Below are 26,151 nucleotides of genomic sequence, written 5' to 3'. Positions count from 1 at the left end.
GCCGGCCCCGTCGGGGGCCGGCGCGACCGCGTCGATCGGGCCGCCCGCGCGGGGCGGCACCCTCTGCGCCAAGGGGGTGTGCGTGGTCGGCCGCGGACGCGGCCGAGGGGCGGATCCTACTCCGCCTGCGGCGGCAGCTTGGCGATGAGCGGGTGGTCCCGGTCGATCTTGCCCTGCTTGGCGGCGCCGCCGGGGGAGCCCAGGTCGTCGAAGAACTCCACGTTGGCCTTGTAGAAGTCCGACCACTGGTCGGGAAGGTCGTCCTCGTAGTAGATGGCCTCGACGGGGCAGACCGGCTCGCACGCACCGCAGTCAACGCACTCGTCCGGGTGGATGTAGAGCATGCGGTCGCCCTCGTAGATGCAGTCCACGGGGCATTCGTCAATGCACGCCTTGTCCAGCACGTCGACACAGGGCTGCGCGATGACGTAGGTCACGTCGAACTCCTTGATCTCACCCCCGCGGCGGGAGCCTGACGGGGACCCTGAGAGTCCCGGAAGGGGCGGCGGTGTGCGGGCACCGCGGCCTCCCCTGCCGGGAACTCTGTCAGCGATTGGCACAGATATCGTCCTCCTAGTATGGCGTTGGAGAACGTGTGACGCACAATCGGGGGTGGGTTGGATGCACATGGGGGGCCGTCTGGTCCATCGAATCACCCGCGAGGACGTCGGTCGGCGCGTCTCCCTGCGGATCCGCCTCCCCGAGGGCGGCTTCACCGATATCGTCGGAGTGGTGGAGTCCTGGACGGACGGGGTGCTGTGCCTGCGCCGCCGTGACGGCTCACCGGTGGAGGTCTCCGAATCCGGTATCGCCGCCAGCCGTGTCGTCCCTCCCGTCCCGCCGAGACGGCGCGGCGGCCGACCGCCGGAGGCTCCCTGAGGCGCGGTCCTCCGGAGGCGACGCATTCTTCGCCCCGACCGGGGTAAACAGACGGCACGGTTCCACTTCGGCGAGCCGATTCGGCTCCGTGTGGACGAACGCGCCCCGGCCCCGCCCCGGGCCGACGGGCGCCGGGTACGGCGGGAGGTGGTGAGCGCCCATCATGCGCGAAGCAGTCACGTGCGCCCTCGCGGAACTGGCGCAACGGGATGAGCGGATCGCCGAATCGGCGCGCCGCGCCCTGGACACGCTGGTCCCCGACCACGACATCGAACGCCTCACCCAGCACCGCCTCCAGCGGTTCTGCTGGTACGAGCTGCCCGTACGCTTCCACGACTCCGCCGAGGAGCGGCTGTTCGCCGTCCGCTCCCTGGGACGCCTCTTCTCCCTCCTCCAACTGCACCGCTACGCGCACGTCTGCACCTCGGCGGAGACCGTCACCCTGCTCACCACCTACGACGAGGACCACGACACCGGCCTGGCCATGTACGAGCGGCTCATGTGGGAGTCGGGCGTGCAGCCACCGGACCTGCCCGAACTGACCTGGGGCGCCTCGGTGGGCGAGGCCGAGATCAGGGCGCACGGCGAGACCGCCGCCGCGCTGGAGCTGGCGATCTCCCTCGGCGACATCCGGCCCGGCAGGCACGGGTGGCGGCCCGCGCAGGAGCGGTTCGCGCGCTCCTTCCTCATCCAGCCCGACAGCAAGGGCCTGAGCCACCTGGACCGGATCCGCGAGGAGCGGGTCCGCGCGTGGCTGGGGTCCTCCTCCCACCCGCACCGCCAGCGCATGTGGCCCCTGGTGGGCCTCCTCATCGCCGGGGTGGACGTCCCGCGCACCGCTGATCGCGCCATGGAACCGCTGCGGGCGCTGTTGGACCTGGCCGAGGACGGTATCGCGCTCACCCAGGTCGGATACCTCTCCCCCGCCGTGGTCCGCCGCCTGTGCGAGGACTTCGGCTGGCGGAGCAGCCCGGAGCCCCCGCGCAGTGAGACGGACTGCACCCAGGTGATCGCGCTGCACCAGCTGCTGAGGAGCATGCACGCGGTGCGGTGCTCGGGCCGGCGGCTGGTCCTCACCCGGCGGGGCCGACTACTCCGGGGGGACACCGAGGCGCTGTGGTGGGCCGCCGCCGGGGCCGTATGCCGGTCGGGCGGCATCGAGCGGGCGGCCGTGGAGACCCTGCTGGGCATTCTCCTGGACCGCACCCCGCAGGGCACCGGCTCGCACACGCGGCGCGCGGAGTCGGACGCCGCCGCGGCGGAACGGGTCCTGGTGGAGTCGGGGTGGACGCCGGTGGAGTCTCCGATGCCGGCCGGGCGCCACGCGGCGACCCGGAGCGAGACGGCCGAGACCGGTTCGGACCAGGTGCGTGCCATGGTGACGGCGGTCAACTGGCTGCTGGAGGCGCTGGACCTGCTCGTCGGCGGTGAGGTGGAGGGGCGCGGAGGGCTGACGGCCACGGGACGGGCGTTCGCGCTCGCGTGCCTGCACAAGTCGGCCGTCGCCCCCCGGGCGGTGGTGTGACCTGCGGCGGGCACCCGCCGCGGAGGAGTGCGGCGCACGCCGTACCCTGGAGCCCGAGAGGCCGTCCGTGACCCGCAGGAGTGCCATGCCCACGCCCGAGACCCCGCGACAGGCGGACCCGACCGACGCGTCCGCGGCGGAAGACGGCGCGACCGGGGCCCTGGGCGCCGACCCGTGGGAGCGGATGCCCGAGGACGCGCTCAACGTCCCCTCTCGGGCCGGAGGCGCCGAGGACGGCGGGGACCCTGGCCACGCCGCGGAACCGGCCTCCGGGGAGGACCCCGCCGGGCACACCGGACCCGCGCGGCAGGGCTGGACCGACTTCCTGCCCAGCCCGGTGCTGCTCCTGCTGCTGGGGCTGACGGGGTTCGCGGGTTGGCTGTCCTGGCAGGCCGTCGAGCTGGACTGGGTGGCGGAGGGGACGAGGGTCACCCCGCTGATCCCGCCGCTGCTGATCCTGCTCGGGTGGATCGTCTCCTCGGCCGTGCACGAGTTCGGGCACGCGCTCGCCGCCTACCTGGCCGGTGACCGCTCCCTGCGGGGCAGCGGCTATCTGCGCCTCAACCCGTTCGCCTACCACGAGGCCTTCGGCGGCCTGGTGCTCCCGGTCGCCTACCTGTGCCTGAGCGGCCTCGGGCTGACCGGCCCGCCCGCCTACGTGGACTGGGACCGCATCCCCGGCCGGGGCAGGCGCGTGCTGGTGGCTCTGGCCGGACCACTGGCGAGCCTGGCCGCGGCGACACTGCTGGCGCTCACCGTCTCACTGCTGGTCCCGCCCGGCAACGACACCACCAACTGGGCGATCGCCGCGATGGCGTTCCTGTCCCTGGCCAACCTGACCGCCGCCGCGATCAACCTCCTGCCCCTGCCGGGCCTGGACGGGTTCGAGGTCCTCGCGCCCTGGCTGCCCGGGAGGGCGGTGCGCCCGGGACGGGCCTGGGGGGCGTTCGGATCGATCTCCGTCTTCGCGGTGCTGTGGTTCCCGTCGGTGAACGGGCCCCTCACCGACCTCTTCTACGGGCTGTTCACGCTGGTCCTGCCCAACCCGGCGTTCCCGGGTATGGCCTTCCACGGCGAGCTGCTCCTCCAGTTCTGGGGATAGCGGGCACGCGTGGGACGCTCTCAGGAGGGGCCGAACCGGTTCCTGCGGTCCGCCTCCCCGAGCCCGCTGCGTACGAAGGCGAGAGCCAGCGCGAGCATGGCGCCGAACATGTAGGCGTAGTTGACGATGTGGGCGGTGAGCAGGAGGTCGCCGCCGCGCGTGTAGCCGACCAGGGCGCTGAGGGCCAGCACGTAGCCCGCCCCGAAGACCACGGCGCCGACCGGGCTCCCGCAGCCCCACGCGACCAGGCGGGCACCGGCGTACAGCAGGACCAGGTAGGCGGCCAGGGCGGCCAGGACGAGCGTCGGCACGTACGACGCCGCCTCCCAGTAGCGGGTCAGCCACCCGGCGCCGACGGTGGAGACGGCCCCCACCAGCGCTCCGAGCGGCGCGAGGACCACAAGGGTCGCGCCGTGCAGCAGGGTCGACGCGACGCGGGCCGGGGTGCCCCGTGTTTCGGTGGTGGTCACGTCAGGCAACGGTACGCGCTCCGCTCCGGTCTTCACAGGCCCGAGAAGAGGTCGGTCTCCAGCTCCCCCTGGCGCAGCCGCGGTGTGGGCCCCATGAGCAGCGTGAAGTACTCCACCGCGTCGATCTCCTGGGCGATGCCGTTGGAGAGGGCGAACCGCTCCCCCTCCACACTGATCTGCGTGGCGTGGGCGCGCATCGCCAGGGCCTTGGCCGCCCAGTGCGCGGTGGCGTCCACACGTGTGGTCACCTGAGCGTCGGGGGTGCCCCGGGCGATGTCGGACACCCGTGCGGGCGGGGTGAAGGAACCGGACTCCTCGCGCAGCCGGGCGATGGCGGCCTCGATCCGCGAGACGGGCTGGGCGATGGCGTAGAGCTTGCGGACCTGCCACGGGGTTCCGGGCATGGAGCGCTCCCCGGCCCTGATGCAGGCGCGGCGGGTGACCCGGTGGGCCTGGATGTGGTCGGGGTGGCCGTATCCGCCGTGCTCGTCGTAGCAGACCAGCACATGGGGGCGCACCTGGCGGATCACCTCGGCCAGGAGCGTGGCCGCCTCCTCGACGTCGGCCCCCCAGAAGGCGCGGGGGCTGCCGTTGGCGGCGGCGCCCATCATCCCGGAGTCGCGGTAGCGGCCCGCTCCGCCGAGGAACCGGTGGTCGCGCACGCCCAGGGCGACGCACGCCTTGTCCAGCTCGCCGACCCGGTGCTCCCCGAGCGTGTCGGTGCGGTCCGAGGCCAGGTGCGCGAGGTCGTCGGGGATGACCTCGCCCTCCTCGCCGAGGGTGCAGGTGACGAGGGTGACCCCCGCCCCTTCCGCCGCGTACTTCGCCAGCGTCGCACCCGTGACGATGCTCTCATCGTCGGGGTGCGCGTGGACCATCATCAGTCGCCTGTCCTTCACCCGGTGAACGATACCGGGAGGCCGGCGGGGTCCGGCCCTCTTCTGGAGCGTCGGCCGGGGCGCGCCGCCGGGGACGCGTCGTCCGGGCCGGTGATGCGCGAGAATCGGCCCATGAGCTTTCCTCGCCAACTTGCCCGGACCCACCGCTTCTCCCTCGGTGTCCCGCACGCGTTCCAGATCTCCGAGGACGGGCGGTGCGTGGCCTTCCTGAGGGGGCGCGACGGTGTGGACACCGCCACCTGCCTGTGGGTGCACGAGACCGAGGGGGATACGGCCCGGGTGGTCGCCGACCCCAGAGAGCTGGGAGCCGACGACGAGAACCTCCCGCCTGAGGAGCGCGCGCGCAGGGAGCGGCTGCGCGAGAGCGGCGGCGGCATCGTCGCCTACTCCGTGGACACGGCCTTCAGCCGGGCCGTGTTCTCCCTCTCCGGCCGGCTCTTCTACGTGGACCTGTCCGCCGGCGGCTCCACCCCGGCCGAGCTCCCCGCCACCGGTCCCGTCGTGGACCCCCGGATCAGCCCCGGGGGCGACCGCGTGGCCTACGTCGCCGGAGGGGCACTACGGGTGATCGACGTCGACGCCGGGGAGGGCGGCCACGGCGACCGGGCCGTCGCCGAACCCGACGGGCCCGACGTCACCTGGGGTCTGGCCGACTTCGTGGCGGCCGAGGAGATGGGCCGCCACCGGGGCTTCTGGTGGTCCCCCGACGGTACGTCCCTCCTGGCCGCACGGGTCGACGAGTCCGGTGTGGCGCGCTGGCACGTGGACGACCCGGCCGCTCCGGAGCAAGAGCCCACCAGCCTGCGCTACCCGGCGGCCGGCACGGACAACCCGGACGTGCGGCTGGCGGTACTGCCGATCGCCGGCGGCGGTCCCGTGTGGGTGGAGTGGGACCGCCGGTCCCTCCCGTACGTGCCGCGGGCGGGCTGGAAGCGGGTGGGGGAGGACACACCGACCGTGGTGTTCACCGCACAGAGCCGCGACCAGCGCACCCTGACCGTGTTCGACGCCGACCCGGCGACGGGCCGGGTGGGCGAGGTGCGCACCGACACCGACGACGTGTGGGTCGAGATCCCCTCAGGGGTGCCCGCGTACACCGGGTCCGGTGCCCTGGTGTGGGTTGCACGCGATCCGGGAACCGGTGAGCGGCGGGTCTACGTGGGGGACGAACCGGTCAGCCCGACCGACGTGTACGTGCGCTCGGTACTCGACGTGGACGCCGACCGGATCCTGTACTCGGGCTCCCCTGCCGGTCGTCCCGGCGACGTGTCGCTGTGGTACGTGGACCTGGCCACGGGGAACTCGGGGGCCGTCAACATCCCCGGCCACGGCTGCTCGTCCGCCTCCGACGCCGACGTGCACAGCGGTCTGCGATCGGGGTGGCTGCGCGACGACACCCTCCTGCTCCAGCACCGGTCGATGGACTTCCCCGGTGTGCGCACCCTGGTGTTCCGCGACGTCAGTGTCGAGTCCAAGCGGCAGCGGAGCGAGATCGAGAGCTTCGCGCAGACCCCGGACCTGCCCGAGACCCTGCGGGTGGAGACCTGGCGGGCCGGTGAGCGGGAGATCCCGACGGCGCTGGTGCTGCCGAGCTGGTACCGCAAGGGCCTGCGTCGACTGCCGGTGCTCATGGCGCCCTACGGCGGGCCGCACGCGCAGCGGGTGCTCAACGCGCGCGGGGCCTATCTGACCGCGCAGTGGTACGCCGAGCAGGGGTTCGCGGTGCTCATCGCGGACGGCCGCGGCACGCCGGGGATCAGCGTGGAGTGGGAGCAGGCGGTCCACCTGGACCTGGCCGGGCCGGTCCTGGAGGACCAGGTGGCGGCGCTGGAGGACGCCGCCGGACGCCACCCCGACCTGGTGGACACGGAGCGGGTGGGCATCCACGGGTGGTCGTTCGGCGGCTACCTGGCGGCTCTGGCCGTGCTGCGCAGGCCGGACGTGTTCCACGCCGCGGTGGCGGGCGCGCCCGTGATCGACTGGAAGCTGTACGACACGCACTACACCGAGCGCTACCTGGGCACGCCGCAGGAGCACCCGGAGGCCTACGAGGGCAGTTCCCTGCTGGCGGACGCCGCCAAGCTGGAGCGCCCGCTGATGATGATCCACGGGCTCTCCGACGACAACGTGGTGTTCGCGCACACGCAGCGGATGTCCTCGGCCCTGCTGGCGGCGGGCCGCAGGCACACGGTGCTCCCGCTGTCGGGGGTGACGCACATGGCGTCGGACCCGGTGGTGGCGGAGAACCTCATGCTGCTCCAGGTGGAGTTCCTCAAGGACGGCCTGTCCAGACACTGACCGACCGCCGGGCGCCGTCGCCGCGGCGACGGCGCCCGGCGGTCCCGCCGTGCATCCCGCCACAGGCCGTTCTAACCTGGTGTTATGCGTTCGTTCACGGCTCCGCTCGCCTTCGTCGCCGACCTGGTGTGCGTGCTGGCCTTCGTGCTGATCGGCAGAGCCGAGCACGAGAGCGGCACCGCCCTCGGCTCGGTCCTCGGTACGGCCTGGCCGTTCGCGGCCGCGCTCGCGTTGGGGTGGGCCCTCACCCTGGCGTGGCGGTCTCCCTCCCGGCTGTGGCCGACCGGCGTCTTCGTGTGGGCGGTGGCGGTCGCCGGGGGCATGGTGGCACGCCTGGCCACCGGGGAGGACGCGCCCTACTCCTTCGTCGTGGTGACCGGTGTCTTCCTCGCCGCGACCATGCTGGGCTGGCGCGGCCTCGCCCACCTGGTCGTGGAACGACGGGAGAAGAGGCGCCAGGCCGTCTGACGGCCTCGTGCGCGTGCTCCCTCCGGGTCCGCCGCCCTGTCGGTCCGTGGCGGGGTGATCCGCGGACCGGCCCGCCGACGTGGTCCCTACACTGGGGCGGGTGAATGAACAGCCCGCTCCGGTGACCGCCGCTCCGACCTCCTCCGACGACGGGGAGCGGCCCGGTGGCGTGGGTGTGGGGCCATGGCCCGGCCCCTGGCCCGCTGAAGAGCGCTACGATCCCGACCTCCTGGCCGGGGGCGACCGCCGCAACGTCGTGGACCGCTACCGGTACTGGCGGCACGAGCACATCGTGGCCGACCTGGACACCAGGCGGCACCCGTTCCACGTGGCGGTGGAGAACTGGGAGCACGACTTCAACATCGGTTCGGTGGTGCGCACCGCCAACGCCTTCGGGTGCGCGGCCGTACACATCGTCGGCCGCCGACGCTGGAACAAGCGGGGCGCCATGGTGACCGACCGCTACCAGCACGTACACCACCACCCCGACACCGCGTCGCTGGTGGCCTGGGCGCGCGGGCGCGGGCTCGCCCTGATCGGGGTCGACAATCTGCCCGGTTCGGTGCCGGTGGAGACCTACCCGCTGCCGCGTGAGGCGGTCCTGGTGTTCGGCCAGGAGGGGCCGGGTCTGTCCGAGCAGGTGCGCGAGGTGTGCGAGGCGGTGTTGTCGATCACACAGTTCGGCTCCACCCGGTCGATCAACGCCGGGGCGGCGGCCGCGATCGCCATGCACGCCTGGGTTCGTGCGCACGTGTTCGACCAGCCGGTCCCGACCGCGGAGTCCACAGACCCATCCCCTTCGTGATGTTCTCGTGATCTAATGGTGGTGCGAGGCCCCCGACCGGAGAGTTGTGTGTTCCCGATGAGCCCCACCGTCACCGCCGCCGCCCGCCGAGCCACCATCGAGGACATTCCGGGGGTGGCGCGCGTGCTGAGCCGGGCCCTGGCCGACGACCCGCTCTTCCGGTGGCTGTTCCCCGACGACGCCCAGCGCATGGCCCGTACCCGCCGCTTCTTCGCCCTGGCGGCGGGTTTCGGGTACGTCCCGGCCGGTGACACCCGTGTGGTGTCCATCGCCGAGGGCGCCTTCGAGGACCCGGTCATCCGTGCCGCCGCCCTGTGGGCCCCGGCGTCGAGCAACCCGGAGGGGCCGCTGGTGTCGCCGCGCACCTGGCCGCACTGGGTACCGCTGATCGGCCGTGAACGGCTGGGCGCCTTCGTCCGCCTGTGCGCCGAGTGGAAGATGGCCGCGCCCCAGGAGCCGCACCTGTACCTGGCCGTGCTCGGCGTCGACCCCGCGCTGGAGGGTGCCGGCCTGGCGAAGGAGCTGCTGGAGTCGGGGCTGGCGCGGTCCGACGACGAGGGGCTGCCCGCGTTCACGCAGACGCTCTCCCCCGAGAGCGTGGACTTCTACGAGCGGTTCGGTTTTCGGGTGGTCCAGCAGGTCGAGCAGCCGGGGATCGGGACCAGCCGGTTCCTCATGCGCACGCCCGCCTGACCCCTCGGGGCACGCGGCACTCAGGGGGCGGCGGGCCGCGTGCCCTGTCGCCCGCGGCCCGGCCGCAGTCGCCCGCCGGCACCTCCGGGCCCCATCCGAGTTCCTGACAGACCCCTGACGGTGCTGCTGTCCAACACCCCGCTGGGTGAGCGCTCTTTCACCACCAGAACCAGAAAGAGATACCGTTTTCCGGTATCATGCCCCACATGAACATGCACCTGCGCCTACCGGACGATGTCCACACCAGGTTGAAGGCCGCGGCCGAAGAAGACGGCAACAGTGTCAACTCCGAAGCGGTGACCGCAATCTCCGACTATCTCGCCCGGCGTCAGACGGCCAGAGCAAGGGAGGTGGCGGCACGCATCGCCGAACGCGACGCCGAACTGCTGGCCAGGCTCGCCGAATGACGACCTACCTCACCAAGGAGGATCTGCTCGGCGTCATCGAGCGTGTCCTCCCCCCACACACCCGCTTGCGGGATGCCGGGCAGCTCCATGCGGCGGTCCTACGGCCGCAGACAACGGCGTTCGGCACGGACGCCTACCCGGATCTGTGGCAGAAGGCCGCCGCGCTCATGCAGTCCCTGCTCATCGGGCACCCCCTCGCCGACGGCAACAAACGGCTCGCCTGGCTGGGTGCTGTGGTCTTCCTCGAACTCAACGGGTTGGAGACGCGCAAGATCGACACGGACGCCGCCTACGACCTCGTCATCGCAGTCACCACCGGCGCGGTCGCGGAGGTCCCGGAAATCGCTACGCGGCTCCGCGGTCTCGGACTAGCGGACGACTGACCACACACGCGAGGGGCCGCGCCCCCGAAGGGACACGGCCCCGTGGCCGAGAGGGCGGCGTTCTAGCCGTTGCCCCGGCCGAGCGACCCCAGCAGGTCGCGGTTGAGCTGGGAGATCGTGTCCAGCGGGATGCCCTTCGGGCAGACCGCGGCACACTCACCGATGTTGGTGCAGCCGCCGAAGTCCTCCTCGTCGTGCTGGTTGATCATCTTCACCACGCGCGCGTCCCGCTCGGGCTGGCCCTGCGGGAGCATGCCCAGGTGGGTGACCTTGGCGGCGGTGAACAGCATGCCGGAGGCGTTGGGGCAGGCCGCCACGCACGCGCCGCAGCCGATGCAGGTCGCGGCGTCGAACGCGCGGTCGGCGTCCGGCTTCGGAATCGGGTTGGCGTGGGCGTCCGGGGCGGTACCGGTCGGGGCGCTGATGTAGCCGCCCGCCTGGATGATCCGGTCGAAGGAGCCGCGGTCCACGACCAGGTCCTTGACCACCGGGAACGCCGTGGCGCGCCAGGGCTCCACCGTGATGGTGTCGCCGTCGTTGAAGCTGCGCATGTGCAACTGGCAGGTGGTGGTGGTCTCCGGGCCGTGGGCCTCGCCGTCGATCACGACACCGCAGGCACCGCAGATGCCCTCACGGCAGTCGTGGTCGAAGGCCACCGGGTCCTCGTTCTCCAGCGTGAGCTTCTCGTTGAGGACGTCGAGCATTTCGAGGAAGGACATGTCGGGCGAGACGTCGGTGAGCTCGTAGCTGGCCATCCGACCCTTGTCGTCCCGGCCCTTCTGGCGCCAAACGCGCAGGGTGATGTTCACTTGTAGCTCCGCTGCTTCATCTCGACGTACTCGTACTCCAGGGCCTCCTTGTGGAGCACGGGCTTGCTGTCCTCGCCACCGAACTCCCAGGCCGCGACGTAGGCGAACTCGTCGTCGTGGCGCAGTGCCTCGCCGTCCTCGGTCTGGCTCTCGGCGCGGAAGTGGCCGCCGCAGGACTCGCGGCGGTGCAGGGCGTCGATGCACATGAGCTCGCCCAGCTCCAGGAAGTCGGCCACCCGGCCGGCCTTCTCCAGGGCCTGGTTGAGCTCGTCGTTGGTGCCGAGCACCTTGACGTCGCGCCAGAACTCGGCGCGCAGCTCGCGGATGCGCCCGATGGCCTTGGTCAGGCCCTCCTCGCTGCGCTCCATGCCGCAGTACTCCCACATGATCTGCCCGAGCTCCTTGTGGAAGGAGTCGACGGTGCGGGAGCCCTGGATCGACAGGAGTTTGTCGATCCGGGAGGTGACCTGCTCCTTGGCGGCGACCGCGTCGGGGTGGCTCTCGTCGAGCCGCTCGAACGGCCCGTCCGCCAGGTAGTCGTTGATGGTGTTGGGCAGGACGAAGTAGCCGTCGGCCAGCCCCTGCATCAGAGCGCTGGCACCCAGGCGGTTGGCTCCGTGGTCGGAGAAGTTGGCCTCACCGGTCACGAACAGGCCCGGGATGGTGCTCTGGAGGTCGTAGTCGACCCACAGGCCGCCCATGGTGTAGTGCACGGCCGGGTAGATGCGCATCGGAACCTCGTAGGGGTTCTCGCCGGTGATGCGCTGGTACATGTCGAAGAGGTTGCCGTACTTGGCCTCGACGGCGGACCGGCCCATGCGCTTGATCGCGTCGGCGAAGTCCAGGTAGACGCCCAGACCGCCGGGGCCGACGCCGCGGCCCTCGTCGCAGACGTTCTTGGCGGCGCGGGAGGCGATGTCGCGCGGCACCAGGTTGCCGAACGCCGGGTAGATGCGCTCCAGGTAGTAGTCGCGCTCCTCTTCCGGGATCTGGCGCGGGTCGCGGTCGTCACCCATCTCCTTGGGCACCCAGATGCGGCCGTCGTTGCGCAGCGACTCGCTCATCAGGGTCAGCTTGGACTGGTAGTCGCCGCTGACCGGGATGCAGGTCGGGTGGATCTGCGTGTAGCACGGGTTGGCGAAGAGCGCGCCCTTGCGGTGCGCGCGCCAGGAGGCCGTGACGTTGCAGCCCATGGCGTTGGTCGACAGGAAGAACACGTTGCCGTAGCCGCCGGTGGCGAGCACCACGGCGTCGGCGAAGTGCGTCTCGATCTCGCCGGTGACCATGTCGCGGGCGATGATGCCGCGCGCCTTGCCGTCCACGACGATGACTTCGAGCATCTCGTGGCGGGTGTTCATCGTGACGGTGCCGGCCGCGATCTGGCGCTCCAGGGCCTGGTAGGCACCGATGAGCAGCTGCTGGCCCGTCTGGCCGCGCGCGTAGAAGGTACGGGACACCTGGACGCCGCCGAAGGAGCGGTTGTCCAGCAGGCCGCCGTACTCGCGGGCGAACGGTACGCCCTGGGCCACGCACTGGTCGATGATCTCGACGCTGGTCTGGGCCAGGCGGTAGACGTTCGACTCGCGGGAGCGGAAGTCACCGCCCTTGACGGTGTCGTAGAACAGGCGGTGGATGCTGTCGCCGTCGTTGCGGTAGTTCTTGGCGGCGTTGATCCCGCCCTGCGCCGCGATGCTGTGCGCGCGGCGCGGGCTGTCCTGGTAGCAGAAGGACGTGACGTTGTAGCCCGCCTCGCCCAGGGTCGCCGCCGCGGAGGCGCCGGCCAGGCCGGTGCCGACGATGATCACGGAGAGCTTGCGCCGGTTCGCGGGGTTGACCAGCTTGGCGGAGAAGCGGCGCTTATCCCAGCGCTCGTTGATCGGTCCCTCGGGGGCCTTCTCGTCCCGGACCGGGGCACCCTCGATGTACAGGTCGTTCTCAGACAACTAACTCACCAGTCCAAAGGTGACCGCCATGGGCGGGAGGAGGAAGCCGACGGTCACGATCAGCGCGATGGCCACGGCGACGCCGTTGATCTTGCCCTGGCGGGGCGCCTTGTTCAGGCCCAGGGTGGCCATGCCGCTCCAGATCCCGTGCCGCAGGTGGAAGCCCACGGCGATGACCGACGCGACGTAGAACAGGGTCACGTACCAGTACTCGGGCTGGAATCCGTTGACGAGCCGCTCGTAGGCGCTGTCGGACTTGCCGCCGGGCGCGATCGTGTTCGTCGTCAGGTGCAGGATGTGGAAGACCACGAAGAGCGCGATGAGGACGCCGCCCCAGCGCATCGTGTACGAGGCGTAGGAGCGCTGCACGCGCTTGGTCACCGCGTACCGGTGCCCACGGGCCTTGCGGGCCCGGATCGTGAGGACCGCCGCGCTGTAGATATGGATCAGGATGCTCGCCAGCAGGACCACGCGCACGATCCACAGGAAGCCCTCGTGGGGCAGCAGCGGGTAGCCGAGGTCGCGGAGCCCCTCGGCGTAGCCGTCGAAGGCCTCCTGGCCAGCGAAGACTTTCAGGTTGCCGTACATGTGCGCGATCAAATACAGCACGAGGACCACGCCGCTGACAGCCATTGCTGACTTGAGCGCGACCGTGGATCCGTAGGCCGTAGACCGCTTCTTGGTCAAGGTACTGTTCGCCACAGCCTGTCACTTTAATTTCGGGTTAAGTTCGTCGTCCAAGTCATCACGACCCTGGTGTCCATAGCCGTAGGCTATGGAACATGCAGTTCCAACAGCTCGCGTACTTCGTCGCTGTGGCCCGCACGCGCCATTTCACCCGCGCAGCCGAGCTTTCGCGCGTTGCCCAGCCGAGCTTGAGCAAACAGATCCGCAGCCTTGAGAGCGAGTTGGGCGCGCCGTTATTCAGTCGTGCCAGGGGAAATATCACACTCACCCCGGCGGGCGAGACGCTGTTGCCGCTGGCCCAGCGCATCCTCACCGACCTGGAGACGGCCCGCCGCGAGGTGGCCGAGCTGGCCGGGATCCGCAGCGGCCGGGTGCGCCTGGGCGCCACGCCGTCCCTGTGCGCGGGACTGCTGGCCGATGTGCTCGCCGACTTCCATACCCGTTTTCCGGGCATCGAACTCCACGTGGAGGAGAGCGGTTCGCGCGACCTCATCCGCGACCTGGGCCGGGGCGCGCTGGACCTGGCCCTGATCATCCTGCCGCTGCACAGCAGCGACCCCGATTTCGCGACCACGCCGATCCTGCGGGAGAACCTCGTGGTGGCCAGCCCGTTCGCGCTGCCCTCCCCCAACGGCCGGGCCTCGATGCGCATCACGGAGCTGCGGGGCCGCCCGCTGGTGATGTTCCGGCGCGGCTACGACGTGCGCGAGGCGACGCTGCGGGCGTGCCGGGCCGCCGGGTTCGACCCGGAGCTGGCGGTGGAGGGCGGCGAGATGGACGCGGTGCTGCGGTTCGTGGAGGCGGGCCTGGGGCTGGCGGTGGTGCCGAGCATGGTGCTGCGCAGCCGGCCGGGCCTGCGCGGCACCCCGCTGGCCAGGCCCCGCCTGCTGCGGACGGTGGCACTGGCCCAGCGCCGGGACGTGGAGCCCTCGCACGCGGCCGACGCCTTCCGCCGCCATCTGGAGCGGTACCTGCTGGACCTGCCCCCGGAGGAGCTGGGACCGGACCTGGAGGTGCTCATCTCCGGTAGGGCTTCGGAGGGTTGAGCCCTGTACTCGATCCCATAACAACGGACCCCGACCACACGACAGCGAACCGTGGCCGCGCTGTTCAGGCGGCCGCCCCGCTCCGCCGGCCGGCACGCTGGTCCTGCAAGAGGCGGACCAGCCGCGCGAGTTCGTCGAACTCGCCGGGCACCGGCGGGGGCGGAACCGCGAGCAGGTCCCCGGCCGGTCGCGGCGCGGGGACGCTCGGGCGCGCGTGGGTGGGGGCGTAGGGGGCGGCCGGGACCCGGGGGCCGCGCGGGCCGGGGGTGGTGGCGCGGGCGCGCAGACGCCGGGCGGGGTGGACCCGCGTGTAGGCGAGTTCGCGCTCGTAGGCGGTGTAGTAGGGCCGCACCAGGGCGGCGTCCCTGGCGGGCGTGCGCACGGTGGGCGGCGCGAGCCAGGACTCAGGCACGGGTTCGGGCACCGGAGACGCGGCCTGCTCGGGGACGGGCAGCGGCGCGTAGCGACGGACCCGGGCCGAGCGGCGGCGGGCGTGGCGTCCGCGCGCGGGCAGGAGGAGGGCTTCGAGGGTCTCCAGGGCAGACCTGAGGACCGCACGGCTAGAATGAGCCATGTCGGCAATCCTTTGCTTCAAGGTGTGTCTTGCTGACCACGACCCCGGCCGGTTGTCTACCGTCGCGGGGTCTTCGTCGTATGCAGTTGGGCTTTCGCAAAGAAGATTAGGGCACGCGGGGCGTGGTGTCGCACTTTTCTGCGAAGTCAGGGAGAAAAAGTTCTCCCCGACGGACATCATCCCAGCTCAGCGCGGTTAACAGAAAGGGAGAAGCCCTTTTCACTCCCGAGTCAGAACTATCCCCTTGGTCCGAATTGAAATCATTTGCACACCCCCACCTCGCACACAAAAGGGGCGGCACCACCACCGGTGGCACCGCCCCTCCTCGTGCTGTCAGCAGGTCTTGAGGGAGTCCACGAGCGCGAGCCACTCCCCGGCCGCGAACTCCAGGTGTCCCAGCTCGCGGTTCTGCGTGTCCCGCACCGCCGTGGTGACGCCCTCGGCAACCTCGACACAGTTGGACCCATTAGGGCTGTAGCTGCTCTTGTGCCAGTCGTTCATGCGAGTTCCTTCAACGCTTCGAGGGAGTGTCGGGCCGGGAGCGCGACCGCCAGCGCCCCAGTGACGAGTGCAGACAACCGCTCATGAGTGTGAGTCGCGTGGATGACGTTACCGTCAGGGTTGTCGCTGGTAATCACCAGTTCCCCAGAGTTCAGCCGGAACACCATCATCGGCGCCACGGGGTCGGTCAGAATCGAGCCTTCCGGAACAAGATGCACTGCCACCCGGCCTGAACCAGCGAGATCCAGCAGGCGGGCCACCTGATCCCTCCTGACCTCCTCATCCATCCCGGTCAGTGCCGTCACTGGGAATACCGCTGTCACCCGCAGCCGGGGCAGATGGTCGAGGCGTTCCGTGCGCAGCTTGGTGAGTCGAGCAATCTCCTCATCGGAGGCCAGGGGCCAACCGGATCGGAACACTGCCGCCGCGTACAGGGAACTCTGAAGGTAGCCAGGAACGACCACCGGTGACACGACCTGCACCGTGCGCGCTTCCGCCTCGATACCGGCAAGCGACCGCGCCCACTCCGGCAGTGTGGTTCCTGATGTGGCCTCGCGCCAGGCCGCCAGCAGCCTCCCCTCCGCGCCCAACTCGGCATCCAGCGTTTCCGCCATGGAGAGCTTGGGCATCGCGTGCCCGTTCGTCCACCGGGAAACCGCCGCGACCGAAGCGTTGACGCGCGCGGCGAGCTGTTTCTGGGAAAACCCGTTCAGCTCCCGGAACTTGGTGAGCACATCGAGGAAAGGGGGTTCCGCCATGCGCAAGAGGTTACGCCGGGATTCCTCAGCGCATCAGGTGTTTGCCGAAACTTCTCGGACGGTGGAGGGACCCCCACCCGGGGCCACATGCTGGGTTCAGACGGGTCGGCCGCCCCGGTGGACCCGGACACGAGCGGAGAGCGGTGGGCGCGGTGGCACGGCACGCGGGCGACGACGAGGCGGGGTACCTAGCCGCCCGGAGGCTCCACGCGCACCACCGACCGCTGTGGCTGGTCCTGTGGGGAGCGGTGGAAGGCCACTACATCGCCCTCTACCAGGGCGATGCCGACGTCACGCCGCTGACCGACACCACCCCGGACGGTCTCGACGCCCGGATTCGCCAGGCCCAAGCGGTCATCGCGCGCACCCGCCCGCACTCGTACTGGCACTGCCCGGTGCGGGGATGCGCGTGGGCCTCGATCACGCCGACGCCGCACGCACCCTGCCCCAGCCCGCGCGAAGCGTCGTAGGCCCGCCCGACACGAACAGACAGGAGTCGCCCGTGTTCCCCACGTCCCAGCAGGAGCGCCCACCGCTCCCCCGCCGCGTCCGGCGGTCGGTACCGGCCGCCACTGGCCCCGGTGACCTCTCCGAACTGGACCGGGCCGTGCGCGCCCTCCTCCGCCTGCGCCCCGACCTGGCCCGCCCCGTCCCCACGCTCTGGAGCACCCCGCCCCCGCCAATGCTCTCCACCAACCTGCTCATCGCCCTGGACCAAGTCCGCCGGCTCGCCCTCAGCATCGACGCCGACCAGGAGGCCGCCGAGATCGCCCGCCTCATCAACACCCTCCGCACCACCGTGTAACCCCGGCACACAGCTTGATCAGAGGAGAGATCGGAATCTCGCCTGGCAAGCACTGCGATCTATAGCGGACACAGCTACTTTGCAGCATCGATCCAGAATGAGCGCTGCGTTCTATAGCGCTATCGCTATAGAATGCAGACATGGTTCTCATGACGAGCATGGTAGCCCTCACCGACCTCGCTGAGGAACAGGGAGGGCTGTTCACCCGCCGCCAAGCCGAAGCCACCGGGATGGCCTGGAGCACCCTCGCCCGCCTCTCTTCGAAGGGGGCCACTGTCGAGCGTGTGGCCCACGGCGTCTACCGGATGAGGGGCGCCCCCGCCCCGGAGCACCTGGAACTGCGCGCAGCCTGGCTACAGCTCTCGCCCGACGCCCCAGTCTGGGAACGAAGACCCGCCGACGGCGTCGTCTCCCACCGGTCGGCCGCAGCGCTCTACGGACTCGGACACCTGCCCGCCGACATCCACGAGTTCACCCTGCCCGGACGTCGACAGTCCCGGCGGCCCGACCTGCGCCTGCACCGCGGCCACCTCGCCGATGCCGAGTGGACCACCCTGAACGGTCTTCTGGTGACCCGGCCACCGCGCATCGTCTCCGACCTGCTGTCCGCTCGCGAAGACCCCGGCGCGGTCGGCCACGTCCTAGCCGAAGCGCTGCGAGACGGGCACAGCCGTCCTTCCACGATGGCCCGGTCTCTCGCCGGCCACGCCGGGCGTTTCGGCCTGCGCCGCGGTGACGGGGTGGCCCTACTGCGCTGGCTCCTCGACCTGACCACCGCTCCCGAACGAAACCACTGGCTCAGCCAGATCTCCGAAACGGAAACAAGCACCGCACCACCATGACCCTGCCTTATAAGACACCCGCCGCGTTCCGTCGTGCTCTCACCGACCGTTTGCGCTCTAGCGCACGACCCAAAGGCCCGTGGCCCCTGCCAGAGTTGCAGCGCCAGTTCGCCTACGACCGGCTTCTCGCCCGGCTCTACCTCATCGACAACGAGTGGATCGTCAAAGGGGCGACCGCACTTCTCGCACGTGAACTAGCAGTACGACGTACCGTAGATATCGATATCTACCGAGACACTAGCCGTGAGGCAGCCGAGCGGGACCTACGCGAGGCAGCCGTACAGGACCTCGGGGACTGGTTCCGCTTCGAAACCAGCCGATCAACACTCATCTCCGATGGTGCCAACGGGGTGCGCATTCCAGTCACCGCCCGTCTGGGGGCCACCGTGTGGACCAAGTTCCATGTGGACGTCGTAGCCGAGAACATCCGCATGACCGGCAGCGCCGAAGTCGTCCCGCCTCTGCCCACGGTTGACGTTCCCGGCCTGGAGCGCACCGGTTACCGGGTCTATCCTTTGGTCGACCACATCGCCGACAAGACCTGCGCCATTCTCGAACGACACGGCCCCGAACGTCGGCCCTCCACTCGTTTCAAGGACCTCGTCGATCTGGTCTCTGTCATCAGCCGGGCACGCCTGCCCGCAGCCCTGCAACACGATGCTCTGCGATCCGAGGCCGAGCGCAGAGGATTGCCACTTCCCCTTCGGTTCTCCGTTCCCGATCGCGGCCTGTGGGAGCCCGGCTACGCCACTGAATCAGCGCGAGCCCTGGCTTTGCCTGCCCGCACACTGGACCAGGCACTCGATGTTGTCTCTCCGTTCCTTGATCCGCTGTTCCAGGGGACTGCCTCAGGTACTTGGGAACCCCAGGCAGCCACGTGGACGCTGACGAGGTGAACCCGCTTTCCCGGAACAGAGGGGAAGGCAGGGGCGGGGTGCCCGTGGCACACTGGGCGCACGGAGATCCCGCGCGGTCAGCGGGGCGTGTACACCGAATCCGGTTCGGTCACGAGAACCCGGGTTTGCGTGCACGGCGTTTGCGCAGGACACAGGCTTGCAGAAGTGAAATGTGACGCGCGTCACGTACCATCGAGAGTCCTAGAGACCGGTTGCGTGCAGAAGGGGTGCATCACCGCAGGTCAGACCCGGCGAAAAACGGCAAGGGTTTCACCGACCCACAAAGCCCCTCAGGGCATCCGGTACGCCCTCCACTCCCGGAAAACAGCGCGAGCCCTGCACCAGTGCAGGGCTCGGCTACCTGACCCCTGCTCCAGCGCAGGGCTCGCGGGTCAGAACCCGCGCTTAGCCCACTCGTCCAGGTACTCGGCGGCCTCAGCGATCGTCGTGGACTCCCCGTGGCCGGGGTGCACCACGGTCTCCGGCAACAGGCCCACCAGGTGGTCGCGGATCGAGGCGATGACGGTCGGGAAGTCCGAGAAGGGCTGACCGGTCGCACCCGGCCCGCCCGGGAACAGGGTGTCACCGCTGAACAGCACCCCCGGTTCCGCCGCGTGCAGGCACACCCCGCCGGGGGTGTGGCCCGGCGTGTGCAGAATTCGGAGCTCCAGGTCCCCGGCGACGAGGGTCTCGCCGTGCAGCAGCGGCGCGTCCGGTTCGCGGTCGGGGTGGACCCGCTCCCACAGTTCGGCGTCGTCGGGGTGCAGCAGGATCGGGGAGGACGTCAGCTCAGCGAGCGCCACCGCCGCGTTCACGTGGTCGTTGTGGGCGTGGGTGCACACGATCGCCATGAGCTCGCGGTCGCCCAGCCCCCGCGCGATCCGCTCGTGGTCGTGGGCGGCATCGATCACGATCGCGCTCCGCGCGTCGCCCACGATCCAGACGTTGTTCTCGACGTCGGCCTCGACGCCCTCCAGGCTGAAGAGCCCCGAGGTGCGCAGCCGCTCCACCGGGTTCGGGGTGCCGGGCACTGGATCACCACCTCAACGTTCGCGGGCCGGTTCGGTACCACCCGACCCTATCCGCGATCGCCCGCGCGGCAGGGCTTTCCCGCCCGGCTCACGCCCCGCCGGGCTCGAAGCTGCGGCGCAGCGCGTAGGGCTGGATGAGCCCCAGGCCGTGGGCGTGGCGGGCGCGCACCTGCACCACCTGGATGCCCTCCTGGCCTTGGAGGCGCTCGGCGAGGGCGTCGTCGATGAGGACGGTGCCGGGCCGGGCGAAGGAGGTCAGGCGGCTGGAGCGGTTCACGGTGGTGCCGAACACGTCGCCGTGCAGGGTGAGCACGGGACCGTAGGCCACCCCGACGCGGACGTCGGGCACCTCCACGTGGGTGGTGACCCCGGAGGCCAGGCGCAGGGCGATGTCGGCGGCCTCGGCCGGGGAGTCGGCGACGTAGAGGATCTCGTCGCCGAGCGTCTTGACGACCCGCCCCCCACCGGTGGCGACGATGTCGGCGGCGGTGGCCTCGAACCCCTCCACGACGTCGGCGAGTTCGAGTTCGTCCAGTTCGCGGCTGAGCGTGGTGAAGGAGACGAGGTCGGCGAAGCCCACGATGAGCGGGTAGTAGTTGGGGACGGTGTCGGTGTGGTTGGACATCACCGTCAGGGTGCGCGCGGTGGAGGCGGCCAACTGCCGCCGCCAGATGTGCAGCAGCAGCCGTTCGACGTCCGGCAGCAGCTCCTTGACCTGGTTCATGAGCGGGCTGCCGATGGAGTCGCCGTCGTCGGTCATGAGCGTGCTGAGGATGCTGGTCTGCCAGTCGGCCAGGCGGGACATGGTCTGGCCCATGGCTCGGGCGAAGCGGACCACGCCCTGCTCGTCCAGGAGCCCCTCCTGCAGAAGGGAGTGGGTGATGCGCAGCGCCTCGACGTCGCTCTCGGCGAAGACGACGGCGTCGTCGGCCTGGGTGGGGAAGCCGAGGGCACGCCAGACACGGCTCGCGATCTCGGGTTCGGCGCCGGAGAGTTCGATCGCCTGCCGTTTGGTGTATACCGGCTCACCGCCGAGCAGGACGGACTCGATCGCTTTCGGGTCGGGACGCGACGGCATACGTTCTCTCTCAGACCATCCCCGTGAATACGGGGTACGAGCACTGCGTCACTGCGTCGGCAGTGCGGCGCGGTTGTTCCTCACCAGCCTACGCCCGCGGCCTCCCCTGACAGGAGGGGTCGTCGGGCCATCACGGGAGCACACCTCTCCACGCGGCGGGGATCACGACTCCCGATCGTTGTACCAATGATCATGTCATGATCTTTCGTAAATCGGGAGTTCTGGAGCCGAAACAGCACGCATACGGGTGTCGTCATTCTCCGGGGCGGACGTGCACGACGTCGCCGACGGTCAGCACCCGCTCACCCACCGGTCCGCGCACCACGAGCCGGGCCTGGGTGTCCACGGCAGCGGCCGTACCCTCCAGTACCGAGCCCCCCGGCAGGTGGACGCGGACCCGGCGGCCCACGGTGGTGCACAGGTCCCGGTAGGCGTCGGCCAGGCCGCAGGCCCCGGCGTCGCCACCGGCTTCGCTCCACGCCGTGTACAGCTCCCCGAACCCGGCCAGGACGGCGGTGAGCAGGGCGGTGCGGTCCGGAGCGGCGGCCCCCTCTCCGCGCAGGGACGCGGCGGTGTCCACGGGGAGTTCGGCGCGGGTCTGGGACACGTTGAGGCCCATGCCCACGACCACGGCCGGGGCGTGGGTGTCGGAGAAGTCGGCCTCGGAGAGGATCCCGGCGAGCTTGCCGTCGGCGGCCTCCGTCCCGGGCCGGGAGCCCGCGGGGACGATGACGTCGTTGGGCCACTTCAGCGCGGCGGCGACCCCGGTCTCCGTGCAGATCGCCCTGACGGCGGCCACCCCCATGAGCAGCGTCAGCCAGCCGAGGGCGTCGGGGTGGGCGCGGGGGCGCAGCAGGACGGAGAAGGTGAGCGCGGCGCGGTCGGGGGTGGTGAAGCCGCGGCCGAGGCGGCCCTTGCCGGCGGTCTGGTGCTCGGTGGCCAGCACGGTGCCGTGCGGGGCGCCGCCCCTGGCGCGGACGGCGAGTTCGGTGTTGGTGGAGCCCACGGCGGGCAGTACCTCGACGGAGCGCCACGTCCCGCCGGGGCGGACCACCGCGGCGGTGAGCGCCGCCGTGTCGAGCGGTGGGCGCGGGAGGTCCTCGGTGTCAGGGGTCATGGCCCCATTACAGCAGCGCGGCGATCGCCTGGGGAAAACCTGTCCCGATGGGGGGCACGGGTTATCCTGAAACCGGAGCATCGGTGATCACGCGCTGCTACGTTCAGCTACCGGAGGTGGCGCCGCAGATGAGTATCGCGGAAGCGGAAACCGGATCGGTGACCCCGGTACCGTCCCGGTGGGACGTCGTGCTGCATGCCTGGAAGGAACTGGACCTGCCCGAGGGCTGGCAGGCCGAGATCATCGAAGGCGACATCGTCATCATGACGCCCCCTAAATACGACCACAACCACATCGTGTGGCTGGTCAACAAAGCGCTGATGCGTGAGATCCTGCGCCCGGGCAGCCGCGTCTCCGAGGCGGAGGTCCACCAGGCACAGGACATCCGGGTCCCGGTGACCGACAGCGTGTACATCCCGGATCTGATGGTCCTGCCCGAGTCCGCGCCCGATCCCGACGCCGAGAACCCGGCGGCCGACGCGATCCTCGTGGTCGAGGTGGCCTCGCCGAGCACGGCAAAGAAGGACCGCAAGGCCAAGCTGTGGGGCTACGCGCACGCCGGGATCCCCCTGTACCTGCTAGTGGACCGCTGGGACCCGGACACCGGCCAGGAGGCCGCGACCCTGTTCGCCGAGCCCGAGCGCGGCGTCTACAAGCACGTCGAGAAGGTGTTCTTCGGCGAGCCGCTGAAGCTGCCCGAGCCGTTCGGCATCACGCTGGACACCTCCGGCTTCCCGGCCTGACTCCTCCCGAACAGAGCCTCGTCCAGCTCCCGGGCAGCGCGGCGATCGCCTGGGGAAAACCTGTCCCGACGGGAGGGCACGGGTTACCCTGAAACCGGCGCATCGGTGATCACGCGCTACTACGTTCAGCTACCGGAGGTGGCACGACAGGTGAGTATCACGCAAGCGGAGAGGTCGGCGAACACTCCATCCGCCTGGGAACTGTCGTTGCGCACATGGGAAGCGCTGGACCTGCCCGAGGGCTGGCAGGCCGAGATCATCGAAGGCGGTCTCTTCTTCGTGGCACCCCCTTCTCGCGAACACGCGCGGATCGTCGCCCTGCTGCAAAAGCAGCTCTATCGCGAGATCCTGCGCGACGGGAGCGGTCTTTCCGAAGCCGACGTACACCAGACACTTGATGTACGGGTTCCGCTGCGGTCGAGCCTGTTCATCCCCGACTTGGTGGTCCTCCCGTACTCGGTCTTGGAGTACGACCCCGACGCCATGGTCTCGGACGCCCTGCTGGCCGTCGAGGTGACGTCGAAGGGCACGGCGGAGAAGGACCGCAAGGCCAAGCTGTGGGGCTACGCGCACGCCGGGGTGCCCCTCTACCTCTTGGTCGACCGGTGGGACCCGGAGACGGGCAGAGGCGAGACCACCCTGTTCTCAGCGCCCGAGAACGGCCGGTATACCTCGGCGACCAAGGTCCCCTTCGGCAAGGACATCGACCTTCCCGAACCGTTCGGCATCACGCTGGACACCTCCGGCTTCCCGGGCTGACACCGCCCCCCGAAGCAGCGGGCGCCCCCGCACTCGGTGCGGGGGCGCCGGTGTTCCCTCGGGGCTCAGCCGGTGTTCTGCAACCCGGCGGCCACGCCGCTCACCGACAGCAGCAACAGCCGCTCCAGGTGCTGGCGGTCCTGCTCCGACAGGGCGTCCGCCTCCTCGCCGCGCAGTGCCTCCAGGGCGCGCAGTTGCAGGTGGGAGAGGGCGTCCACGTACGGGTTGCGCAGGTCCACCGCGCGGGAGAGCACCGCCCGGTTCTCCAGCGGCCGTCCGTGTCCGGTCACACTGAGCACCAGGGCGCGGGTGCGGTCGTACTCGGCGAGCACCCGTTCGGCCAGCTCTGGCCGACCGCCCAGCGCCAGGTAGCGCTCGGCGATGGTCCGGTCGGTCTTGGCCAGGCTCATCTCGGCGTTGTCCAGCAGCGAGGCGAACATGGGCCACTCGCGGTATGCCTCCTGGAGCACGGACAGGTCCTCGACCGCCGCCAGACCGGTGCCGAGCCCGAACCAGCCGGGCAGGTTCACGCGGGTCTGGGTCCAGGCGAACACCCACGGGATGGCGCGCAGGTCGCCCAGACCGCGGGCCGCGCCGCGGCGGGCGGGGCGCGAGCCCAGGCGCAGCTCGCCGAGCTCCTCCAGCGGGCTGACCCGGGAGAACCACACGGCGAAGTCCTCGGTGTTGACCAGGTCCAGGTAGGCCTTCTGTGCGGCTTCGGCGATGGTGTCGGCGTGCGGGCGGTACCGCTCGGCGGCCGAGCGCTCGTGGTCCTGGACGGCGTCGGTGGAGGAGATCAGGACGGCGTGGCCGACCTGCTCGATGTGGCGGCGGGCGATGGCGGACTGGCCGTAGCGGGCGAAGATGACCTCGCCCTGCTCGGTGACCTTGAACCGCCCGTCCACCGAGCCCGGGGCCTGGGCGAGTAGTGCCCGGCTGGCGGGACCGCCGCCGCGACCCAGGGAGCCGCCCCGGCCGTGGAAGAGGGTGAGCCGCACGTCGTGCTCGCGCGCCCACGCGGCGAGGCGGGCCTGCGCGTCGTACAGGCGCAGGGTGGCGCTGACCGGTCCGACGTCCTTGGCGGAGTCGCTGTAGCCGAGCATGACCTCGACGCGCCGCTCGGTCTCGTCCAGCCGCCGCTGGACGGCCGGCAGCTTCAGCATGCCGTCGAGGACGCCGGGTGAGGCGTCCAGGTCGGCACCGGTCTCGAAGAGCGGGATGACGTCGAGGACGGGCACCCGGTCGGCGGGCAGCGCGTGCTCGGCCAGTTCGTACACCGCGGCGATGTCCTCGGCGGTGCGGGTGAAACTGACGATGTAGCGGCGGCAGGCCTCCACACCGAAGCGCTCCTGGATCCAGGAGATCACCCGCAGAGTGGCCAGCACCTCCTCGGTCTTCTCCGAGAGGCGCTTGCCCTCGCGCAGTTCGGCGAGGGCGGCGGCGTGTACCTCGCTGTGCTGGCGCACCTCCAGTTCGGCGAGGTGGAAGCCGAAGGTCTCGGCCTGCCAGATGAGGTGCTGGAGTTCGCCGTAGGCCTGGCGGCGCGCGCCCGCCTCGGCCAGCGACTCCTGAACGGTGCGCAGGTCGGCGAGGAAGGCCTCGGCGTTCGGGTAGGCCAGGTCGGCGTCGCGTTCACGGGTGGCGCGCAGCCGCGCGGCGGCGAGCAGGAGCAGTCGCCGGTGCGGTTCGTTGGGCGAGCGGTCGAAGATCTCGCCCATGAGGTCGGGGTATCCGGCCTGGGCGGAGGAGAGCGTGTCGAGCAGGGCCGTGCTGGCGGGCGTGAGGTTGGAGTAGGCGGTGAGCGTACGCCCCACCCGGGTGCAGGCGCCCTCCAGGCCGCGCAACACGTGGTCGGACTGGATGAGCATCGCCTCGCGCGTCACGTCGTGGGTGACGAACGGGTTGCCGTCGCGGTCGCCGCCGATCCAGCTTCCGTAGCGCACGAAGGCCTTGGCGCGCGGGGGGCGGGTGCCGGTGCCCTCGGGGTCGATGGCGGTGTCCAGGCTCCGGTACACCTGCGGGACGACGTCGAAGATGGTCTCGTCGAAGGCGGCCAGGGCGGTGCGCACCTCGTCGAGCGGGTCGAGCTTGGTGTAGCGCAACTGGGAGGTGCGCCAGAGCAGGTCGATCTCCTCCAGCAGGCGGCGGTGCGCCTCGGCGGCGGCGCTGCTGCCCTCGTGGGAGGAGTGCCAGGCATCGAGCTGGGCGCTGATGCGCAGGATCGAGGTGGACACGGCGCGGCGGCGGGCCTCGGTGGGGTGGGCGGTCACCACCGGGTGGAACTCCATGCCCTCGACGAGTTCGTCGAGCCGCTCCTCGCCGCCTCCGGACTCGCGCACGGCCCGCACGGCGGCGGCCAGGGACTCGCCGGGCGGGTGGGCGAGGTCGTCGCGCTCGCGCAGGGCGCGCATGCGCTGGTGCTCCTCGGCCAGGTTGGCCAGGTGGAAGTAGACGGTGAAGGCGCGAGCCACCTGCTTGGCCCGCTCCAGGGGCCACCCGGCGACGAGCGCGGTGATCTCCTCGGTGGGGACCGTGCCCTCGCGTGCGCCGATCACGGCGTGCCGGAGCCTCTCGACGTCCTCCAGGAGGTCGCTGCCGCCGCTTTCGGCGAGAACCGTCCCGAGCATCTCGCC

At 70.7% G+C, this 26,151-nt stretch carries 29 protein-coding genes; 16 read left to right on the top strand and 13 right to left on the bottom strand.

From position 1 onward, the window contains the following. Positions 1-116 precede the first annotated feature (116 nt). Positions 117-437, bottom strand: a complete 321-nt coding sequence (gene fdxA, locus B042_RS0105420) for a ferredoxin (RefSeq protein WP_028647411.1) — start codon at positions 435-437, stop codon at positions 117-119. A 184-nt stretch (positions 438-621) separates the two neighbouring features. Between fdxA and B042_RS0105415 the strand changes: the two genes are divergently transcribed. The 3 genes from B042_RS0105415 to B042_RS0105405 all read left to right on the top strand — a co-directional run bounded on the left by B042_RS0105415 (position 622) and on the right by B042_RS0105405 (position 3,506). Further along, positions 622-879, top strand: coding sequence for a hypothetical protein (locus B042_RS0105415; RefSeq protein ID WP_028647410.1), 258 nt, complete (start codon positions 622-624; stop codon positions 877-879). A gap of 163 nt (positions 880-1,042) precedes the next feature. Continuing rightward, the gene (locus B042_RS0105410) at positions 1,043-2,404 is read left to right on the top strand and encodes a hypothetical protein (RefSeq protein WP_028647409.1); all 1,362 of its coding nucleotides are present in this window, start codon (positions 1,043-1,045) and stop codon (positions 2,402-2,404) included. 85 nt (positions 2,405-2,489) lie between these two features. Beyond that, positions 2,490-3,506, top strand: coding sequence for a site-2 protease family protein (locus B042_RS0105405; protein WP_028647408.1), 1,017 nt, complete (start codon positions 2,490-2,492; stop codon positions 3,504-3,506). Positions 3,507-3,526: 20 nt separating this feature from the next. On the opposite strand, the gene B042_RS22030 is transcribed toward B042_RS0105405, so the two are convergent. Together B042_RS22030 and mshB are read right to left on the bottom strand one after the other, a co-directional pair. Further along, positions 3,527-3,976 (bottom strand): hypothetical protein, encoded by a 450-nt coding sequence (locus tag B042_RS22030; protein WP_051415485.1) that lies wholly within the window; start codon positions 3,974-3,976, stop codon positions 3,527-3,529. 32 nt (positions 3,977-4,008) lie between these two features. Then, positions 4,009-4,875 (bottom strand): N-acetyl-1-D-myo-inositol-2-amino-2-deoxy-alpha-D-glucopyranoside deacetylase, encoded by an 867-nt coding sequence (gene mshB, locus B042_RS0105395; RefSeq protein ID WP_197024176.1) that lies wholly within the window; start codon positions 4,873-4,875, stop codon positions 4,009-4,011. A 111-nt stretch (positions 4,876-4,986) separates the two neighbouring features. Between mshB and B042_RS0105390 the strand changes: the two genes are divergently transcribed. From B042_RS0105390 to B042_RS0105365, 6 genes are all read left to right on the top strand, one after another. Next, positions 4,987-7,173 carry a prolyl oligopeptidase family serine peptidase gene (locus tag B042_RS0105390; protein WP_028647406.1) on the top strand — a complete coding sequence of 729 codons (2,187 nt, stop codon included), beginning with the start codon at positions 4,987-4,989 and terminating at the stop codon, positions 7,171-7,173. 84 nt (positions 7,174-7,257) lie between these two features. After that, complete coding sequence (locus B042_RS0105385) at positions 7,258-7,641, top strand: DUF3054 domain-containing protein (RefSeq protein ID WP_028647405.1); 384 nt, start codon at positions 7,258-7,260, stop codon at positions 7,639-7,641. Between the two features lie 100 nt (positions 7,642-7,741). Continuing rightward, entirely contained in the window at positions 7,742-8,446 is a 705-nt protein-coding gene (locus tag B042_RS22025; RefSeq protein WP_036553952.1) for a TrmH family RNA methyltransferase, read from the top strand. Between the two features lie 57 nt (positions 8,447-8,503). After that, a complete protein-coding gene (locus tag B042_RS0105375; RefSeq protein WP_028647404.1) occupies positions 8,504-9,139 on the top strand; it encodes a GNAT family N-acetyltransferase in 636 nt (211 codons plus the stop codon). A 179-nt stretch (positions 9,140-9,318) separates the two neighbouring features. After that, on the top strand, positions 9,319-9,546 hold the full coding sequence (locus B042_RS0105370) for an Arc family DNA-binding protein (protein ID WP_155988885.1): 228 nt from the start codon (positions 9,319-9,321) through the stop codon (positions 9,544-9,546). Next, the gene (locus B042_RS0105365; RefSeq protein ID WP_028647402.1) at positions 9,543-9,929 is read left to right on the top strand and encodes a type II toxin-antitoxin system death-on-curing family toxin; all 387 of its coding nucleotides are present in this window, start codon (positions 9,543-9,545) and stop codon (positions 9,927-9,929) included. The genes B042_RS0105370 and B042_RS0105365 overlap by 4 nt, the downstream gene beginning before the upstream one ends. 62 nt (positions 9,930-9,991) lie before the next feature. Here the strand turns inward: B042_RS0105365 and B042_RS0105360 are convergent, their stop codons facing one another. Genes B042_RS0105360 through B042_RS0105350 form a run of 3 tightly spaced genes read right to left on the bottom strand, consistent with a single transcriptional unit; the run spans position 9,992 to position 13,368 of the window. After that, positions 9,992-10,738, bottom strand: a complete 747-nt coding sequence (locus tag B042_RS0105360) for a succinate dehydrogenase/fumarate reductase iron-sulfur subunit (RefSeq protein ID WP_028647401.1) — start codon at positions 10,736-10,738, stop codon at positions 9,992-9,994. After that, positions 10,735-12,681, bottom strand: a complete 1,947-nt coding sequence (locus B042_RS0105355; RefSeq protein ID WP_028647400.1) for a fumarate reductase/succinate dehydrogenase flavoprotein subunit — start codon at positions 12,679-12,681, stop codon at positions 10,735-10,737. Before B042_RS0105355 ends, B042_RS0105360 begins: the two co-directional genes overlap by 4 nt. After that, positions 12,682-13,368: a succinate dehydrogenase cytochrome b subunit gene (locus B042_RS0105350; RefSeq protein WP_255342299.1), complete on the bottom strand. Its 687-nt coding sequence runs from the start codon at positions 13,366-13,368 to the stop codon at positions 12,682-12,684. A 95-nt stretch (positions 13,369-13,463) separates the two neighbouring features. Here B042_RS0105350 and B042_RS0105345 point away from each other — a divergent pair, with 95 nt between their 5' ends. Further along, positions 13,464-14,414, top strand: a complete 951-nt coding sequence (locus B042_RS0105345; RefSeq protein WP_028647398.1) for a LysR family transcriptional regulator — start codon at positions 13,464-13,466, stop codon at positions 14,412-14,414. 64 nt (positions 14,415-14,478) lie between these two features. On the opposite strand, the gene B042_RS24255 is transcribed toward B042_RS0105345, so the two are convergent. The 3 genes from B042_RS24255 to B042_RS0105330 form a co-directional block, all read right to left on the bottom strand. Beyond that, positions 14,479-14,988 (bottom strand): hypothetical protein, encoded by a 510-nt coding sequence (locus tag B042_RS24255; protein ID WP_028647397.1) that lies wholly within the window; start codon positions 14,986-14,988, stop codon positions 14,479-14,481. A gap of 333 nt (positions 14,989-15,321) precedes the next feature. Further along, positions 15,322-15,489, bottom strand: coding sequence for a DUF397 domain-containing protein (locus B042_RS24725; RefSeq protein WP_081748605.1), 168 nt, complete (start codon positions 15,487-15,489; stop codon positions 15,322-15,324). After that, a complete protein-coding gene (locus tag B042_RS0105330; protein WP_028647396.1) occupies positions 15,486-16,247 on the bottom strand; it encodes a Scr1 family TA system antitoxin-like transcriptional regulator in 762 nt (253 codons plus the stop codon). Before B042_RS0105330 ends, B042_RS24725 begins: the two co-directional genes overlap by 4 nt. A 152-nt stretch (positions 16,248-16,399) precedes the next feature. Between B042_RS0105330 and B042_RS0105325 the strand changes: the two genes are divergently transcribed. From B042_RS0105325 to B042_RS24720, 4 genes are all read left to right on the top strand, one after another. Then, entirely contained in the window at positions 16,400-16,717 is a 318-nt protein-coding gene (locus B042_RS0105325) for a hypothetical protein (protein ID WP_028647395.1), read from the top strand. 32 nt (positions 16,718-16,749) lie between these two features. Continuing rightward, entirely contained in the window at positions 16,750-17,052 is a 303-nt protein-coding gene (locus B042_RS0105320; protein WP_028647394.1) for a hypothetical protein, read from the top strand. 149 nt (positions 17,053-17,201) lie between these two features. Beyond that, positions 17,202-17,894: a type IV toxin-antitoxin system AbiEi family antitoxin domain-containing protein gene (locus B042_RS22015; RefSeq protein WP_231493835.1), complete on the top strand. Its 693-nt coding sequence runs from the start codon at positions 17,202-17,204 to the stop codon at positions 17,892-17,894. A 95-nt stretch (positions 17,895-17,989) separates the two neighbouring features. Further along, on the top strand, positions 17,990-18,790 hold the full coding sequence (locus tag B042_RS24720; RefSeq protein WP_197024175.1) for a nucleotidyl transferase AbiEii/AbiGii toxin family protein: 801 nt from the start codon (positions 17,990-17,992) through the stop codon (positions 18,788-18,790). Positions 18,791-19,182: 392 nt separating this feature from the next. Here B042_RS24720 and B042_RS0105310 read toward each other — a convergent pair whose 3' ends face one another. The 3 genes from B042_RS0105310 to B042_RS0105300 all read right to left on the bottom strand — a co-directional run bounded on the left by B042_RS0105310 (position 19,183) and on the right by B042_RS0105300 (position 22,016). Further along, positions 19,183-19,821: an MBL fold metallo-hydrolase gene (locus B042_RS0105310; RefSeq protein ID WP_036553945.1), complete on the bottom strand. Its 639-nt coding sequence runs from the start codon at positions 19,819-19,821 to the stop codon at positions 19,183-19,185. Between the two features lie 88 nt (positions 19,822-19,909). After that, entirely contained in the window at positions 19,910-20,899 is a 990-nt protein-coding gene (locus B042_RS0105305; RefSeq protein WP_028647392.1) for an adenylate/guanylate cyclase domain-containing protein, read from the bottom strand. A gap of 253 nt (positions 20,900-21,152) precedes the next feature. Then, on the bottom strand, positions 21,153-22,016 hold the full coding sequence (locus tag B042_RS0105300) for a biotin--[acetyl-CoA-carboxylase] ligase (RefSeq protein ID WP_028647391.1): 864 nt from the start codon (positions 22,014-22,016) through the stop codon (positions 21,153-21,155). 128 nt (positions 22,017-22,144) lie between these two features. Here B042_RS0105300 and B042_RS0105295 point away from each other — a divergent pair, with 128 nt between their 5' ends. Both B042_RS0105295 and B042_RS0105290 read left to right on the top strand, forming a co-directional pair. Continuing rightward, positions 22,145-22,759: a Uma2 family endonuclease gene (locus tag B042_RS0105295; protein ID WP_028647390.1), complete on the top strand. Its 615-nt coding sequence runs from the start codon at positions 22,145-22,147 to the stop codon at positions 22,757-22,759. A gap of 207 nt (positions 22,760-22,966) precedes the next feature. Beyond that, positions 22,967-23,518 carry a Uma2 family endonuclease gene (locus B042_RS0105290; RefSeq protein WP_231493834.1) on the top strand — a complete coding sequence of 184 codons (552 nt, stop codon included), beginning with the start codon at positions 22,967-22,969 and terminating at the stop codon, positions 23,516-23,518. Between the two features lie 65 nt (positions 23,519-23,583). Here B042_RS0105290 and B042_RS0105285 read toward each other — a convergent pair whose 3' ends face one another. After that, positions 23,584-26,145, bottom strand: coding sequence for a phosphoenolpyruvate carboxylase (locus B042_RS0105285; RefSeq protein ID WP_028647388.1), 2,562 nt, complete (start codon positions 26,143-26,145; stop codon positions 23,584-23,586). Between the last annotated feature and the right edge of the window lie 6 nt (positions 26,146-26,151).

It is taken from the genome of Nocardiopsis sp. CNT312, assembly GCF_000515115.1.
Lineage (GTDB): Bacteria > Actinomycetota > Actinomycetes > Streptosporangiales > Streptosporangiaceae > Nocardiopsis.
This window is presented reverse-complemented; position numbering and strand designations above follow the sequence as displayed.